The 15,777-nt window shown below is 44.8% G+C and carries 19 protein-coding genes and 1 pseudogene; all 20 read right to left on the reverse strand.

Annotated elements, in window-relative coordinates; translation table 11 throughout:
• Nucleotides 1–21: 21 nt before the first annotated feature.
• The 20 genes and pseudogenes from DXD06_RS09660 to DXD06_RS09750 all read right to left on the reverse strand — a co-directional run bounded on the left by DXD06_RS09660 (nucleotide 22) and on the right by DXD06_RS09750 (nucleotide 15,557).
• Complete coding sequence (locus DXD06_RS09660) at nucleotides 22–399, reverse strand: TnpV protein (RefSeq protein ID WP_005335912.1); 378 nt, start codon at nucleotides 397–399, stop codon at nucleotides 22–24.
• Complete coding sequence (locus tag DXD06_RS09665) at nucleotides 359–631, reverse strand: helix-turn-helix domain-containing protein (RefSeq protein ID WP_002593556.1); 273 nt, start codon at nucleotides 629–631, stop codon at nucleotides 359–361. Before DXD06_RS09665 ends, DXD06_RS09660 begins: the two co-directional genes overlap by 41 nt.
• A 155-nt stretch (nucleotides 632–786) precedes the next feature.
• Entirely contained in the window at nucleotides 787–945 is a 159-nt protein-coding gene (locus tag DXD06_RS09670; RefSeq protein ID WP_117831475.1) for a Maff2 family mobile element protein, read from the reverse strand.
• A 124-nt stretch (nucleotides 946–1,069) separates the two neighbouring features.
• Nucleotides 1,070–1,324: pseudogene (locus DXD06_RS09675) on the reverse strand (VirD4-like conjugal transfer protein, CD1115 family); the annotation flags it as partial.
• A gap of 113 nt (nucleotides 1,325–1,437) precedes the next feature.
• Nucleotides 1,438–2,604, reverse strand: a complete 1,167-nt coding sequence (locus tag DXD06_RS09680; RefSeq protein WP_117831476.1) for an iron-containing alcohol dehydrogenase — start codon at nucleotides 2,602–2,604, stop codon at nucleotides 1,438–1,440.
• A 14-nt stretch (nucleotides 2,605–2,618) separates the two neighbouring features.
• A complete protein-coding gene (locus DXD06_RS09685; protein ID WP_117831477.1) occupies nucleotides 2,619–2,939 on the reverse strand; it encodes a carboxymuconolactone decarboxylase family protein in 321 nt (106 codons plus the stop codon).
• Nucleotides 2,940–2,950: 11 nt separating this feature from the next.
• Complete coding sequence (locus tag DXD06_RS09690; protein ID WP_117831478.1) at nucleotides 2,951–3,355, reverse strand: cupin domain-containing protein; 405 nt, start codon at nucleotides 3,353–3,355, stop codon at nucleotides 2,951–2,953.
• Nucleotides 3,356–3,459: 104 nt separating this feature from the next.
• Nucleotides 3,460–3,936, reverse strand: a complete 477-nt coding sequence (locus DXD06_RS09695) for a flavodoxin (protein WP_117831479.1) — start codon at nucleotides 3,934–3,936, stop codon at nucleotides 3,460–3,462.
• Nucleotides 3,937–3,983: 47 nt separating this feature from the next.
• The gene (locus DXD06_RS09700; RefSeq protein ID WP_117831480.1) at nucleotides 3,984–5,327 is read right to left on the reverse strand and encodes an MATE family efflux transporter; all 1,344 of its coding nucleotides are present in this window, start codon (nucleotides 5,325–5,327) and stop codon (nucleotides 3,984–3,986) included.
• A gap of 28 nt (nucleotides 5,328–5,355) precedes the next feature.
• Nucleotides 5,356–6,042 (reverse strand): DUF4405 domain-containing protein, encoded by a 687-nt coding sequence (locus DXD06_RS09705; protein ID WP_117831481.1) that lies wholly within the window; start codon nucleotides 6,040–6,042, stop codon nucleotides 5,356–5,358.
• Between the two features lie 20 nt (nucleotides 6,043–6,062).
• Nucleotides 6,063–6,833: a flavodoxin gene (locus tag DXD06_RS09710; RefSeq protein ID WP_117831482.1), complete on the reverse strand. Its 771-nt coding sequence runs from the start codon at nucleotides 6,831–6,833 to the stop codon at nucleotides 6,063–6,065.
• A gap of 32 nt (nucleotides 6,834–6,865) precedes the next feature.
• Nucleotides 6,866–7,594 (reverse strand): flavodoxin, encoded by a 729-nt coding sequence (locus tag DXD06_RS09715; protein WP_117831483.1) that lies wholly within the window; start codon nucleotides 7,592–7,594, stop codon nucleotides 6,866–6,868.
• 22 nt (nucleotides 7,595–7,616) lie between these two features.
• Nucleotides 7,617–8,597 (reverse strand): flavodoxin, encoded by a 981-nt coding sequence (locus DXD06_RS09720; RefSeq protein ID WP_199535206.1) that lies wholly within the window; start codon nucleotides 8,595–8,597, stop codon nucleotides 7,617–7,619.
• A 171-nt stretch (nucleotides 8,598–8,768) separates the two neighbouring features.
• Nucleotides 8,769–8,963 (reverse strand): hypothetical protein, encoded by a 195-nt coding sequence (locus DXD06_RS09725; RefSeq protein WP_117831484.1) that lies wholly within the window; start codon nucleotides 8,961–8,963, stop codon nucleotides 8,769–8,771.
• 113 nt (nucleotides 8,964–9,076) lie between these two features.
• A complete protein-coding gene (locus tag DXD06_RS09730; RefSeq protein ID WP_117831485.1) occupies nucleotides 9,077–9,967 on the reverse strand; it encodes a LysR family transcriptional regulator in 891 nt (296 codons plus the stop codon).
• 167 nt (nucleotides 9,968–10,134) lie between these two features.
• Nucleotides 10,135–11,787 (reverse strand): recombinase family protein, encoded by a 1,653-nt coding sequence (locus tag DXD06_RS09735; protein WP_117831486.1) that lies wholly within the window; start codon nucleotides 11,785–11,787, stop codon nucleotides 10,135–10,137.
• A 71-nt stretch (nucleotides 11,788–11,858) separates the two neighbouring features.
• The gene (locus DXD06_RS17265; protein WP_004612784.1) at nucleotides 11,859–12,026 is read right to left on the reverse strand and encodes a hypothetical protein; all 168 of its coding nucleotides are present in this window, start codon (nucleotides 12,024–12,026) and stop codon (nucleotides 11,859–11,861) included.
• A gap of 266 nt (nucleotides 12,027–12,292) precedes the next feature.
• Nucleotides 12,293–13,651, reverse strand: coding sequence for a virulence-associated E family protein (locus DXD06_RS09740; RefSeq protein ID WP_117831487.1), 1,359 nt, complete (start codon nucleotides 13,649–13,651; stop codon nucleotides 12,293–12,295).
• Between the two features lie 40 nt (nucleotides 13,652–13,691).
• The gene (locus DXD06_RS09745) at nucleotides 13,692–14,279 is read right to left on the reverse strand and encodes a CHC2 zinc finger domain-containing protein (RefSeq protein WP_330418184.1); all 588 of its coding nucleotides are present in this window, start codon (nucleotides 14,277–14,279) and stop codon (nucleotides 13,692–13,694) included.
• 33 nt (nucleotides 14,280–14,312) lie between these two features.
• Nucleotides 14,313–15,557, reverse strand: coding sequence for a serine/arginine repetitive matrix protein 2 (locus DXD06_RS09750; RefSeq protein ID WP_117831488.1), 1,245 nt, complete (start codon nucleotides 15,555–15,557; stop codon nucleotides 14,313–14,315).
• Nucleotides 15,558–15,777: the final 220 nt, after the last annotated feature.

Genomic DNA, 15,777 nt, shown 5'->3' on the forward strand with positions numbered 1-15,777 from the left:
CCTCCGATTTAATTGCTCCCGTTATGAATAAATCATCTCATACAAAACAATTTCTTCTGCCCTGTTGTGAATGTTATTGCAACGCTGCACCCATTCCATTTGTCGGGTACACTTCAATTCCTCTGTCACGCCCTCGGTAGCTTTCATCTGCTCCATGATAGTGTCTAACCGTTTTTGTGCCTGTTCATTCAGGTCTGCAAGATATGTCAACAATTCTCCGGTCAGTATCAATGTATTCAATCTGGCTGGGTGGACTTCTCTTAAATATTCCCGGTGCATTCGTCCGTACTTTCCGATAGGGCGGTGTTCCTCCGGCAGTTTCAAGCCTGGAATGTAGTAATCTCCGACAAGGATATAATCAATTCCGTTTTCCGTTATTCTTGGTTTCAATTCGCTCATGTTCCTTACCTCCTGTGGAAGCAGGCTCGTCTGGTACTAACTCAATCACATCAGTAATCTCACAATTCAGAGTTTCACAGATACGGGCTAATGTATCCATGCTGATGTGCTTTCCCTCTTTGCTCATGTTGGCAATCATATTTGTTGTCATACCAGCAGCAAGCCTTAAATCCTCTTTTCTCATATCACGCTCTAACAGTGTGTGCCAGAGTGGTTTATAGCTGATGTGCATATTGTTTTCCTGCCTTTCTATCCATACCACCGGGGCGGTTGCCCCGGCAGGAACTTTTCTCTTATTATAACACCAATCTTGTGAAATCACAATTTATTCTTGTAGCCTGCCGCTGATACCGTCTGGATTGTGCATTCCCTTTCTTTTTGTTCCCTTTAATTAGCCATGAACTGTTTGATACCCTGTGATTTTGCACCGGGATTATCGTTACCATATCCTTCCAGAAGATTGATAACTCCCCATACGCCGACACCTGCACCGATTGCGGTTACTACTGTTTTAAGTCCTGTTACTGATGTTGTAAAAAAGCCCATTTGTTTGTCTCCTTTTTCAAAAAATAAAAAGGGAGCTTCTCTGAATTATAATTTTTAGAAAAGCTCCCATATCATAAGTTCCATATTCAGTTGTAAAACAACTTCTGGTCACAATGTCCAGAAGTTAAGCTGTGATTTCTCCGACATCGCATACCTCATCCACCACATCATTCCTCTTAAAGCGGAGTCTGTTGCGGTTCTTGACGTATTTTTCAATGTCAAATTCATTCTTTTTGTCATAATCGGATAACAGCGGGTATTGCTTATGCTTCGTTATATCAAACTTATCTGAGAAAAATGGTCTCACACCTCTAAGCTGCATGATACATTTGCTGCCATCCATGACTGCAATCTCGTCCTGACTCATTAACTCTTTGCCACAATGTCAAGTGATGAATTAAAAAAAAGACAAGCACCATCAAAGAAAAATTTCTTTCACAGCACTTGTCTTTCTCTATTATATTATCGTTATAAAAGCTCCTACTTAAATACTTACAGACTGTTCTTCAAAATCTCCAACACTTCATCATGATTCAACACCTTATATCCACCTTCCATGATGATGGTTCCGTTTGCGATACCCTGCAACATTTCTTCTGTTGCTCCCAACTCATGGAGATTCATTGTAAGTCCCAGTTCTTTCATCCAAACTTCCATACAGGAAAGCCCTTCTCTGGCAACCTGGTCATCAGCTTTTCCAGCAGGATTGACCTCCCACACATTCACAGCAAAACGGCAAAACTTGCTAAGACCATAAGGCATAATATACCGATAGTAAGGAAGTGACACCGCAGAAAGCGTCATTCCGTGAGTTGCATCCGTATATGCTCCTACTGCCTGACCAAGCATATGAACCATCCAGTCGGTACTTTTTCCTCTGGAAACAAGCGTATTCAGTGCCCAGGTTGCAGCCCACATGATATTCGACCTTGCCTCATAGTCCTCTGGATTCTGAATGGCAATTCTCGAACTGTGAATTACTGATTTCATCAGTGCCTCGCTGATATAATCGCTGGTATTGTCGTCCTCCCCAGAGAAATACTGCTCGCAGATATGGTTGAAAATATCATAAATGCCGGCCACCATCTGCTGTTTCGGCAATGTGAAAGTGAATTTCGGATTCAGGATTGCAAACTTCGGCATCACAGCATCTCCAAACACATGACCAATTTTCAGCTTTTGATCGTGATTGGTGATGACCGCACCTCCATTCATTTCGCTTCCGGTTCCCACCATAGTCAATACACAGCCAACAGGGACAATCTCACAATCCGGCTCCTCAAAGCGGATATAATATTTCTCCCATGGATCTTCGTCACAGTGAACAGACACGGAAACCGCTTTTGCATAGTCGCAGCAAGAGCCGCCGCCTACAGCCAGCAGAAAGTCCACATGATTCTCTCTGGCAATCTGAACACCCTCCCGCAGTTTCTCCACGGTAGGATTTGGCATCACTCCTCCATCCTCAACGACTACTTTTCCGTTATCTTTCAGTAATCTCATAACCTGATTGTAAATACCATTTTTCTTGATAGAACCACCGCCATAAATCAACTGAACGGTTTTTCCATATTTAGGAAGCTCCTCGTTCAAAGAACAAAGAGACTCCTCTCCAAAGTAAAGTTTTGTCGGATTTGAATACGAAAAATTTCCTAACATAATGTTTTTCCTCCTTAGTCCTGATAGATTTCCTTCGCCATGCGGAATGCTGCCCATGCTTTCGGCCAGCCAGCATAAAAGGCAGCGTGTGTCAAAATTTCTGCTATTTCTTCTTTTGTGACACCGTTCTTTTTTGCCTCTCCTATATGAAAGGCAAGAGAACTGTCCAGAACACCGCTTGCCATAAGTGCTGTTACTGTGACAATGCTTCTGTCTCTTGCAGGCAGCTTATCTTCTCGTGACCACACTTCTCCAAACAGCACGTCATCATTCAGTTCCGCAAATTTTGGTGCAAAATCACCCAGGGCATCTCTGCCCGCTGTTACCTTTTTCATAATCTGTCTCCTTATTTTAGCTTACTGTATTCTTCTTCCTTCACCGGTTCCAACCATTCATTAGAACTTCCTTCTGCCGGGACCTCCACCGCCAAATGAGAAAACCAGCTATCAGGAGCAGCTCCATGCCAATGCTTCACTTCCGGCGGGATATTAATAATATCACCGGGTTTCATCTCCTGAGCCGTTTTTCCCCACTCCTGATAATATCCACGTCCGGCAGTACAGAGCAAAATCTGTCCGCCTTTGTGATGAATATGCCAGTTATTCCGGCATCCTGGCTCAAAAGTTACATTTGCAATTCCAACTCTTTCCGTTGTCAGCATGGACAGGTAACTCTGTCCAACAAAATATTGTGCATACGCATCATTTTTCTCACCCAATGGGAAGATCTGTTTAAAATCTTTTTCTGTCATGATTGATTCTCCCTTCAAGAATTAAAATAGCCTAAAATCTCTTGCATCCTTGCAACCTGATCCACATGGAACGGGCAGCGTTTGTTACAATGCCCACATCCAACTCACAGACTTTTTACCCATGCTTTCAATTCTTCCTGAGACAACAAGCCATTCAGCATTTTTCCTTTCATCAGGATAGCGCCAGGACAGCTCGGTGCAAGTTTTTCATTTGTGTTTCCCATGCCGCTGCCGCCAGAAGTAGCAAAAGGAACGATGGTTTTACCTGAGAAATCATAACTCTCCAAAAAAGTATTAATAATCGTTGGGGCAACATACCACCAGATAGGGAACCCGACAAACACCAGATCATACTGATCCATACCTTCCAGTTTCCCGGCAATTTCAGGGCGGAATATCGGATCGTTCATCTCCACGCTGCTGCGACTTTTTTTATTTGTCCAGTCCAGATCGGCACTGCTGTACGGTACCTTTGGTTTAATCTCATACAGGTCTGCGCCTGCCGCTTCTGAAAGTTTCCATGCTGCCTTTGCAGTCACGCCGCTTGCTGAAAAATAGGCTACCAAAATTTTCTTGCCCATAGTAATTTCCTCCGTAAATTATGTTATTGAACTTATTATAAATGAATCTATATCACCTGAAATGTTTTCCATTTTCCGGACTTCTGCCTCCGGAAAAAAATGACCGCCCGAATGCTCCAGTCACAAACCATTGCAATAGCAATCCCGATCACGCCCATTTGCAGGACAATTCCGAAGAACCATGACAGCAAAAGACGCACCGCTATCGTGGAGATAACCGAAACATACATGGTAAATTTCACATCACCCGCTGCCCGCAGCCCATTACTAAGCGCACCGGAAAAGGGATATGCTGCTGCATTAAACACGTTATGGATTAAAACCAGCCAGATCACAAGCCGTTTGGTCTCCGGCTGCAAAGCATAAAATTTCATAAAGAATGGAGTCAGAAGAAAAATCAAAAGATTCCATGCCGATGAAATCAGCAATGTGATTCTTGTCAATCTCTTAAAATAATGCTCCGTAGCATCTGCATCCCCATTTCCCATACACTGCCCAATGACCGTTATAAATACGGGACCCATAGCGACTCCCGCCAGCGCAGCCAACGACCAGATACTTTGTGCAACACCATTTGCAGCAATCTGATATGTTCCAAAAAGTGCAACGATACCGCTTAATGCTACTTTGACTAACTGGAACACACCGTTTTCCATCCCATTTGGAATAGCAATTTTTAGAATTTGTTTCATGAAATCCACATTCCACCGAAAAATCCACTTGCAGCGATAGAACACTTCATTTTTTCTCTGAAAACAAAGTACTGTAATCATCACGGCTGAAAATGTCCGAGCGATCAGTGAAGGGTATGCAACACCTGCAACACCTGCACGCAAAACAAATACACCAATGAGATTTCCAATAACATTGATGATATTGGAAATTACCGACAAATACATGGTCACACTGGTTTTTCCAATACTGCGAAAAAGGGCAGCGCCAGCATTGTAAATCGCCAATGCCGGATAGGAATATGCAGAAATCCTAAGGTATGTAATACAAGAATGCATCACAGAATCTTCCACTTTACCGAACATCAGACGAAGCATCCCTTCATTTCCAATCAGAACTATCACTGCGATCAATATGGAAAAAATCGTAGAGAATGATAGAAGCTGACTGGCGGATTCTCCAGCGTCATCATTTTTCTTTCTACCAATATACTGGCTGATCACAACCGCCCCTCCAGATGCCAATGCTGTAAACAGATAAATAAAAATAGTATTGAACTGATTTACCAATGAAACACCGGATACTGCTGCTTCTCCGGCGTAGCTGACCACCAGTGTGTCCGCCATCCCTACAAGCATTATCAGCAGCTGCTCTAAAAACAGGGGAATAATCATAGCCATCAACTTCTCGTTTGAAAACAGAGTTGTTTGCTGATTCATGCCTTTTCCTCCACTAAGATTTTACAATTTATTCCTTTCTTCTGCTCTGTGAGGTTATCTTTCTGAGTCCTTTCACTGTGTAAAAGCCGATAAAGACCCATAGTCCCATCATGGTGATATACTCTGCAAATACAGAAACTGCACTCTGTTCAAAATCAAAAAACACAAACTCCTGTTTAAGGAACATATAGGAGAGAATATTTTCCTTATGGAAACAGTACGCTCCATACCCCGCAATAAAAATTGCTATAAAATACATCAGCCATACAAATACAGCAGGGGTTTTCTTTCTGTTACAAAGTCTGCGGAACATTCCCACGATCATTCCCCAATGCATTCCTAAATGAATACTCATCAGCACAAATCCCCAATAAGATGCCGCCAGGTGCATGGTTCTCGCTGTTGCCATCGGTCCGTGGATAGAAAGTCCCGCAAAGACATGACGGAACATCACAACTCCGCTAAACCCCAAACACAGCATGGAGATAAGAACGCTGATATTGATGAGCGTCTGCATTGCCCGCAGCAGGGTATATTTCCCTTTGAACAGGCTACCATACCACCGGATGTTCAGAATGTTATGTAGCAAAAACAGTACAAGCATCCCTGTTCCAAACCACTCATGAAGCTTCTGTCCGGTGACTTGATAAGCCATCAGACAAAGTAACAGCGCTGTCATCAGTAAATCAATTCCCATCTTTATTTTTAGTTTCATGAGTCATTTGTCCTTTCGTATCATTTAGATAAACCGAGTCCCTGCACCCATTCGCTCACTCTGCTTTCCGCATCGGTTACACTGGAACTGCCAATATGAAGTCCGTCAAGAATGGTTGCATCCGGCTCCATATTTTTAATTTCATCAATCGCATCCGAGAATGCACTGCCACCGGAAGTGCAGAAGGGGATCACGGTTTTCCCACTGAAGTCATACTCGTCAAAAAAGCTGTACATTACCATAGGCATACCATACCACCAGTTTGGGAAGCCAACAAAAATCGTATCGTACTGATCCAGATTTTCGATATGCGTAGCCAATTCCGGATGAATGCCATTGTTCTTTTCAGTCTGTCCAACATCAACGGTATCATTGTAGTTATTGGGATAAGGTTCTACTGTTCGGATAGAAAACAACTCTCCGCCGGAAGCTTCTGCAATCATACGGGCCATCACACCCGTATTGCCTGTGACTTCACCGTTAAAGATTTGAATACTGGCTGATGCAGAAGCGTCCACGTCATCGGGAAGCTCCGCATTTTCGCCGTAGGTAAAGTAAGCAATCAGAATATTGCTGCCTTTCGTTTCTTCCGACTCCGAAGAAGCAGGTTCCGTATCGTCCTCTGTCTTTGGAGACTCCGTTTCTGTGACTTCTGCGGGAGTGGATTCTACCACCAGAGAGGGTGCTTCGCTGGACACAGGATCAGAAGCATTGTTCTGCTGTGTATTAGAGCAGGCTGCCAGAGAAAACACCAGTACAACAGAAAGTATCAGTGCGGTTATTTTTTTCATGTGATCATCTCCTTGAAATCTTCTTTATCGGGTTATTCTGCCAGGTTCAGATCAAGGCTGTTTACCCATTCCATAACGGTATCCTGCGAATCGCTGCCATTTAGCCGCCGTCCATCAAGCCAAGTAGCTCCGCTGGTGAGACGCTCCAGATTGGACGCACTGGAACCAATGCCGCTGCCACCGGAAGTGCAAAAAGGAACAATGGTCTTGCCGGAAAAGTCATAGCTTTCCATGAAAGTGCTGACGATTCTCGGTGCCTCTCCCCACCAGATGGGATAGCCAACGAATATGATGTCATACTGCTCCATGTTCTCAACAGAACCGGAAATTGCGGGACGGGCATTGGGATCGTTCATTTCAATCGTAGTACGGCTGTTGTTGTCATTGTAGTTAAGGTCTGCATCTGTATAAGGATCTTCAGGAACGATTTCGTAAATGTCTGCGTTCAGACCATTTGCAATATGTTCTGCCACACCTTCCGTTGTATTGGTGGCGGAAAAATATGCTACCAGTACCTTTGTTCCTTCCGACTCAGTATCCGTATCAGGCGCAGGTTCTGTTTCTTCCGTATCATCGGGCTGCGCAGCTTCACTTTCGGGCTCAAATTCTGCTGTCCTGCTTTCCGCAGAATTGGTATCAGCTTTACTTTCCACGGAAGTATCTTCTGTAGATGGTTGCTCTGTCTGGCTTGCAGAATTTCCGCAAGCTGCAAGTCCCAAAATCATAGTCAAAGAAAGTAAGATAGCGATTGCTTTTTTCATTATAAATACCTCCATCATTTTTTTATTCTGCCAGAGAAAAGACGACTTCCTCCCGGCTGTCAAGGTTTTCAAAAACAGATAAGTCCGAAGTCACTCTGCCAATCGGAATGACATCCACAGAAAGTACCGGGTTATCTGTCTGTGCATAGAAAATGGCCATATTATGGTGTGCCTCGCAATAGGTAATATCACCATTCTCAAAATTCTTCTGACCGCCTTCCAAATGTTCTGGATAGAACTCAACCCCTCCATAGTATTCTCTGCCACCGTAACCCACCATGGAAATTGTCAACGGAAAATATGTTTTGATTTCTTCTGCCAGTTCTGTATCGTATAGAATTCCATCTAAACTAACTTCACCAACCGTAATCTTGATAGGAGTCCCTGTTTGTACTTTAGATTTAGATATTCCTATATCTGCAAGCCATGATGAGACGGTATCCTGTGCGTTTGGAACATCTTTTGCTTCAATCGCAATACCCTCTAACAAAACTGCTGCATGGCTTGCTTCTGCAATAGTCTGATAACTGTTACCTGCACCATAGCCATCATGGGTACAAAATGGGATAACTGTTTTCCCACTTAAATCATACTCCTTCAAAAAAGATAGCACTGCCTGCGGAACATCCGTTGCCCATACGGGATAGCCAATAAACACCGTGTCATAGGCGGAAATATCCAGATTGCTTTCTTTAAGCTCCGGCAAATAATTACTATTCATTTCATCATGGTTTACATCCCGCAATTCATCAAAATCTGCCGTATAAGGAGTAACTGTTTCAATCCGGTGCAGATCTCCACCCACATTCTCCGCTATCATATTAGCGACATACTCTGTTGTACCATAACGGGAATTATTATCCACTACAATACTTGCCGAAGTTATGGCATCCACATCAGAGGGATATTCTGTATTGCCCCAGCGTGAAAAATAGACGATTAAAGTGTTATTGGCCGATTGTTCGCTTTCTGTGCTTTCAGATTCTAAAACTGCATTAGACACTGAAACGCTATCTTGCTGAGAAGATGGACTTGTGGTTTGTCCACTGCTCTCCTGCGATGGATCTGCGCTGCTGCTGCAAGCAGTCAGCATAAAAAGCAGAGAAAAAACGAATAGAATAGATGGAAATTTTTTCATAATTACCCCCATTTAATTTGTCACTTCCTCTTATTGTTATTTTTGTATTTTACAGATCATATAATCGATTGCATCAAGTGACTGCTGCTTTTCATGTACCTCATCAAGCAATTTGTACCGATATTTTCGCAACATCCTGATCTGCATTCCTTGATCTTCACATCCTGAAATTTTTGCGATTTCTTCTTTGCTTAATCCGGCGTTTATAAGGGAATCATAATCCGGTTTCATGAAATGGCACTCCCTCCTCAATAAAAAATATAGGTGCAGAAATGAAAGCTGTTTGCTTTATCTCTACACCTATATAATAATTTTTGAATTGAATTATATCAAATACTTAGTTTTTATGGTTTGTCCATGCCTAAAAAGCATTGAATATGTTCGATGAATTTTGTGGCTGCTAAGCTAAACGGCTGACCACGTTTCCATGCTAATACACTTGTTGCTGTAAGTGGCGGATCAAGCGGTCTGAATGTAACCTTTGATTGATCCCAGAAGGGTACAGCCCCTTCAATCACCAATGAATATGCCAAGCCTCCATTCACCATAATTGCGCTGTTCGTACTTAAATTGCTGGTAAAAACAATATCCAGTTTCTCATAGTAGTTGCCAAACCAACTTGCCAACTCACTCTGCACATTCATACGCCTTGGAAGAATCAAAGGCAGTACAGACAAATCTTTTGCGCTTACCGTTTCTTTCTTGGAGAGTGGATCATCCGATTTCATTAGAACCACCCATTTTTCCCTTATATTCAAGCGAATAAATTCATATTTTTCCATATCAACCGGCTCAAGAAGCAAGCCAATATCCAGTAGTCCCTTCTCCATTTGTTCCTTTACCAAATCTGCTGTGGCTGTAAAAATGTCAAAAGTAACACGGGGATATTTCTGACGAAAGGACTCAATTATTTTAGGAAGAAGTTGTACAGCAGCAATTTCTCCACACCCAATGGAAATTTTACCTTCCACCTGTTCCTCTTGCTCCACTAATTCTTTTTCTGTCTTATCTACAAGCTGCAAAATCTCTTCCGCACGACGGCGAAGAAGGATTCCTTCATTTGTCAATTTGATTTTCCGTGTCCCTCTATCAAACAGCTTTACACCAATATCTTCCTCCATCTGTGCAAGCTGGCGTGAAAGTGTCGGCTGCGTGATATGTAAAACTTCTGAGGCTTTTGTGATACTTTCTTCCCTTACTACAGTCAGAAAATATCGAAGAACTCTAATTTCCACGAAAAACACCTCCCAAATTCATCATGCTTAATAAGTATATTTTAGCGTATCTATACTCGAAAGGCAATAAAAAACATCTGCTCATCGTATGCTTACCGGTAATATAATTTTATGTAAAACTTGATAAACCCCTATCTCTCATTAATAGGGAGATAGGGGTTTTCTAATTATGCTGTCATTTCCGAAATTTCTCCGACAAAGTTATAAACAATTCGGACTTCCTGCACCTTCTGTCCGTCAATCTTCTTGACTTCGCCCACCAAAATTTTGCTGATGAGCCGGTTCAGCACCGCTTCATCCAGTTCTTCAATGGCTGCATAGCGCCGGATTTCTTTGATGAAGGTGCGAACTTCATTTTCCTGTTCGTCAGAGTGGCGCATCATCAACAGTAGGTCTTGCAGGCGCTTCTGGTTGGCTTCCTGCTCTTGTTCCAGTGTTGCTGTCAGCTTCATAAAACGCTGCTCAGTCAGGATTCCTTTTGCTTTATCGGTATATAGGCTCAGGAACATCTCATCAATTTCACGATTCCTGCTTTCCAGTCGTTGACATTCCTTCTGTGTCTGGGAGGCATCCAGAAGATAGCGGTGCTCCATTCGGCTACTCAGCCGCTGATAAAAAGCATCGGCATCTTTGAGCGCAGTCTTTGCCAGTTCCTGAATATCTTTCAGTACAAGGTTGTATAAATCTCTGGCTTCGATCTTGTGGCTGGTACAGGCGTTCTTGCCCAGCCTGTTGTAGGTCTGGCAGATATAATACGCCTTATCAATCGGTTCCCGCTGTTCGCCGGTAAAACGGTTCTTTCCGGTTCTGCCAACCTTTTCATACCGCACCTGCATGGACTTTCCGCAAGTCGCACAATAAATGATACCGTGGAACAGGTTATAAAAAGGGCAGGAGTTGCCCTTCATAATGGTTGGTCTGCGGTCAATGGTTTCCTGCACCTGCTCCCATTCTTCTGGGGAGATGATTGCTTCATGGCAATCCTCGATAACTTCCCAGTCCTCACGAGGGATAATGTCATAGGTGTTGGAGCGAATCCCTTTCTGATGTGTCCGGCAGACCAGATGTGCGCCCTTATAAAAGGGATTCCGCAGGATATGGCTGATTCTTGCACTTCCCCATGAATAGTAATTTACATCACATTCTGTGTTACTTTTTACTCTGGTGATTGGGACTTTATCATCCATGAGCTGCTTTGCAATCCGCATACATCCCCAGCCATCCAGCGCCATATCATAGATTTTTCGGATTACCGGTGCTGTCTCAGGGTCACGGATCAAATGCCCCTTATCCTCCGGGTCACGCATCAAACCGAGGGGCGGCTGCCCACCACAAAACTTCCCCTGCCGGGAACGGGTCATACGCCCTGCCAGCACCTTTTTGGAAATATCCCGGCTGTACATATCGTTCAGAATATTCTTAAACGGCGTAATGTCCATTTCCTGACGGGTCAGGCTGTCCACTCCGTCTGTAATGGCGATATAGCGTACATTGTGTTTTGGGAAAAAGATTTCGATATAGCTGCCAGCTTCGATATAATTCCTGCCCAGTCTGGACAGGTCTTTGGTGATAACGCAGCCGATCTTTCCCGCCTCAATATCGGCAATCATGCGCTGAAAAGAAGGGCGGTTGAAATTGCGGCCTGTATAACCGTCATCCACATAATACTCATACTGGAACATTCCGTTTTTTTCGGCAAAGTCCCGGAGCATAAGTTTCTGGTTGCTGATGCTCATGCTCTCATTATCGCCGCCATCCTCCAGAGAGATACGGCAATAAAGGGCTGTGATTTTCTGATTCACTTGTTTTTTCCTGCTCATAGTGTTCTCCTTCTATGAACAGGGACACGATACCATTATAATACCATGCCCCTGTCCATGATTCAACTGCTTTACGCCGCTTTTCGTGCCATTTCCTGATGCTCTAACCATTCCTCGAAGTGTTCGCAGGTCTGACGCTCGATCAGCTGCTCAAAGGCTTCCCGCATGGTTTTGTCCCCAGAAAACTCACGAACCACTACAAACTGGACTTTTTTATTCTGCTTCTTGTTTTTCTCCATAGGCTACCTCCATAGAATAGGGGATCAGACGGTAGCTGTGGTAACGAAGTCCGGCAACGGACATCAAAAAACCTGTAAACTATCGTCTGACCCTGATTTCTTACTTTTCAAATTTTCTTGTAAAATCTCGTTGCTTTCGTTGCCGGAAACATAGATAGATAATAAAAATCCTTTATTTACGGGCTTTTTCTATATCAAAACCATAAATTTATCAGCAACGAACCCGGCAACCAACTGGCAACTATCCCGGCAACAGACCGTCCTTGTCAGGCAATCCACTCCTGCGGAAGTTCCAGCTGACGGCATTCTTCTTCACTCAGTTCCACAAATCCACCTTCGTTGCCGGGCAGTTCGTTGCCGGAAGTGTCCCGTTCCCAACCCTTTTGCCTGCCATAACCGGCAAACATCCGTGGGTTAGAAAAAGGCTTCCAACCGGTCACGACCGTGTTCATAATCTCGTTAATATTGTGGAGTTGCCACCGCTTCGGTTCATCAAATGTGTGTCCCAGTGCCTCTTTGAACAGCTGTTTGGAGCAGACGATATTCCCGGTGTAATGTTCCAGAAAACCCTGTATCTGTCCGGCTTCGGTGTCCTCCGGCATGAAGTCTTTCTGCACCTCCACCAGTTGACGCTGGATGGACTTGCTGAATTTCATGGAATATTTGCCGCTGTGGTAAATGCTCATAGCTTCTGCCCATACCTGCAACAGATACGCTCTGGAAGCGTCCTCGTCCTCCAAAATGTGAACCTCTGCATTCTCCGGGTAAATCATGATTGGGAGAAAGCGCCGGTTCCCGGCTCGATCCAGCGGCAGAAAGTCCAGCGTATTCGAGGAACCACCGAACACGCACTGCCGAAGCCGGTCTTTAGGCTGAGATTCATAAGGTGTCCGGTAGGTTTCCTTCTGTCGGCTAATAAAGGAACGAATTTCTTCAATGCTCTTTGCGCTGCTGGTGGCAAGCATCTCTGACATCTCAATGATCCAGTGACCTTGTAGCTTTTGGAATACCCGGTCGTCATCCAACTTCTTCAGGTCATCAGAGAACCATTCGTCCCGGATCGCCAGCAGTCGGAAGAATGTGGACTTCCCGGCACCCTGACCGCCCACCAAACAAAGCATTTCCTCATATTTGGAACCGGGACGGAATACCCGGCGTATAGCACCCAGCAGGAAATGTTTCAGCATTTCTTCCACATAGTCACTTTCATCAGCACCAAGAAAATGGTGCAGACAGGATCGGATGCGTGGTGTACCGTCCCAGACAAGACTGTTCAGCACATCCTGAATTGGATGGTAACAATTTTCGTTTGCTACGATAGAAAGGGCAGCCGTGATCTTTTTCTCACTGGTCAGCTCATAGTTTCTCTCAAAATAGAGGAGAAGATATTTCACATCAGTATCCGTCAGAGCGCTGGTATTCCTGCGCCACCCCAAGTCCTGTACAATGTCTACCCGGTCAGTCAGGAGATTAAGCCGGATGGCATCCCGCAGGAGTGGATCGCAGCAGAACACAATCCGGCAGTTGTCAATGGTGTTGGCTGTTTTTCCCTTGTCGGTAACAGAAAGGCTCTGCCGCACCTCATCAACGCTCTGTTCCGGCGCTATGGCTTCGGCTGCGTTCATCACAGCCTGCTGGGTGGCTGGCGGTAAACTATGATATTCGCTATTCAATTTTCTTCACCTCTTTTCCATACTCCGCAACTACAAAAGCTCGTTCCTCTACGCTGTCAGACAGAAGAAGATCCAACAGATATTCGATATATGGCTGCCTGTGCAGAGCCTCCACAAACAAAGGATTCCAGTCATCCTCCGGTTGTTTGGGCGCATATTCTTCTTTCCATAGTTCCAGCAAACGCAGGTAGTCGCACAGCACCCGAAAGCATTTCTGCTCTGCCTGCCGGTATCGCATTTCCTCGCTGATTTTTCTTTTGATTGCTCTCTTTTGTGGCGGATCGTGGCCTTTGCGGTCAAAGCTGATTGAGAAGTCCTCTGCCAGCTTTAAGGCAGCTTCTTTACTGCTTAGTCCAAAAAGACGGGAAGTGAAATCAATCACATCTCCATCTGCCTGACAGGCAAAACAATGGAACCGTCTGTCCACCTTCATGCTGGGATGCCTGTCATCGTGAAACGGGCAACAAGCCATCCCGTTGCGTCCTACTGAAATTCCATAAACCAAAGCAGCCTGCCTTGTGGTAACAGACTGTTTTACTGCTTCAAATACATTCGTTTCTTCCACCTCCAAACAATGCAAAAGGCATCCGGTTTCCATAGAAAATCAGATGCCTCACAATTCCATATCCTGTTTTCTTGTTGGAGCAATCCGTCCTTCACGCTCCCAGCGCTCCCGGTTCTCCCGATCAGCGTCCAGTTTGCCTTGTGCCAGCTTCTCCTTAATGGATTTTCTGGCTTTATTTTTGATCTGCTCTTTGCCAGCCTGTTTGACCTCCGGTTTTAACAGCACCGCCTGTACCTTTTTGAGAACTTTTTCAGCAGACTGCTGTAATTTTTCTCGCACCCTACTCAGCAGAGTGTTCGCTATCTTCACAACTTCTGGCGAATTTTTGGTATTGGGCGATACCACGCTCTTTCGATATTTCTCAATTACTTCCATATCTTCAAGCTGGGTTTGTTCCCGAACCTTGTCGGTCACAACCTCCACCGCCTTGTCATAGGCTGCACTGGAAACATCTTCCAGTAAGGTTTCTACATCCTCAATTTTTAGCGTCAGTTCCTCCAGCTTTTGCTCCTGTGTCGCCAGCTGCTCCTTCTGCTTCATCAGGATATAATCCTGCTTTTCCAAATAGTCACGCCCACCATAAGACGGCTCCTGTTCCAGATGCAGCCCATGCCGTTTGGCAATGTCAAATAAGATTGTCCGACAGACTGCATCAAAAGTCTGTTTCCGGTTATTGTGCTTTCCTTTTGGCTGTTCCGGTTTAGGGAGAGGGATACCCAGTTCCTCCAACGCCTTTTCCTGCTGGGGGCACAGCTCTCCATACCGATTTTCACAGTCAAATACATGGCGCTCATGGATGTGCGGAGTCCCTTCATCCAGATGGAGCGCCCAGTCTAAAATGTGGATATGAGAACCGAAACGGTTTTCAAATTCCTCATAAAATTCACTGACAATGAGCGCTAAAGTCTCCGGCGGAACGGATTCTTCCATAGTGCCGATCTGGTAGATGCTTTCTTCTGGACAGGTCTTGTTATTTTTCAAAAGATCATCCACAGTGCGATTGCGCTCAATGTGCCGGGTTTTCTCGTTCCGGGCGTTCTGAGCATTGACATGGTCGGCATAATGCTCGTAGTAATACATCCGTTCAATTTCCTCAAAGCTGAAATCCGGCTGCTCTGGGTTTTCCCGAAAGTCGTGGGTGGTAAAGCCCCGGTAACAGTCCCAGTACACATTTTGTCTGGCACGCTCAGCGTCAATGTGTTCGCTATTTTCTACATCGAACCGACGGTCATTGTGCCGGGGATTGTAAGTGCCATGCTTCCCAGATCGTCCATTGTGTCTTGTTAATTTCAAACATTTTTCCTCCTTCCTGCAAAGATGTTCTGGGCTGGGGAGGGCGGCAAAGCCGCCAGACCTGCGAAGTTTTGCGTCAGGTAATACCCAGTACAAGTTGACGCAGGCATCAACTTTCCCTGGGCAAGGCGCTTCGCCCTTGACCCGATGGGGCTGCTGCCCTCAACCCGCCAATGGGCGTTGCCCCTTGACCCCAGCAGTGCGCTGCCGCCCCTGCACC

Origin of the sequence: Roseburia sp. TF10-5, from assembly GCF_003462365.1 — a bacterium.
GTDB lineage: Bacteria > Bacillota > Clostridia > Lachnospirales > Lachnospiraceae > Roseburia > Roseburia faecis.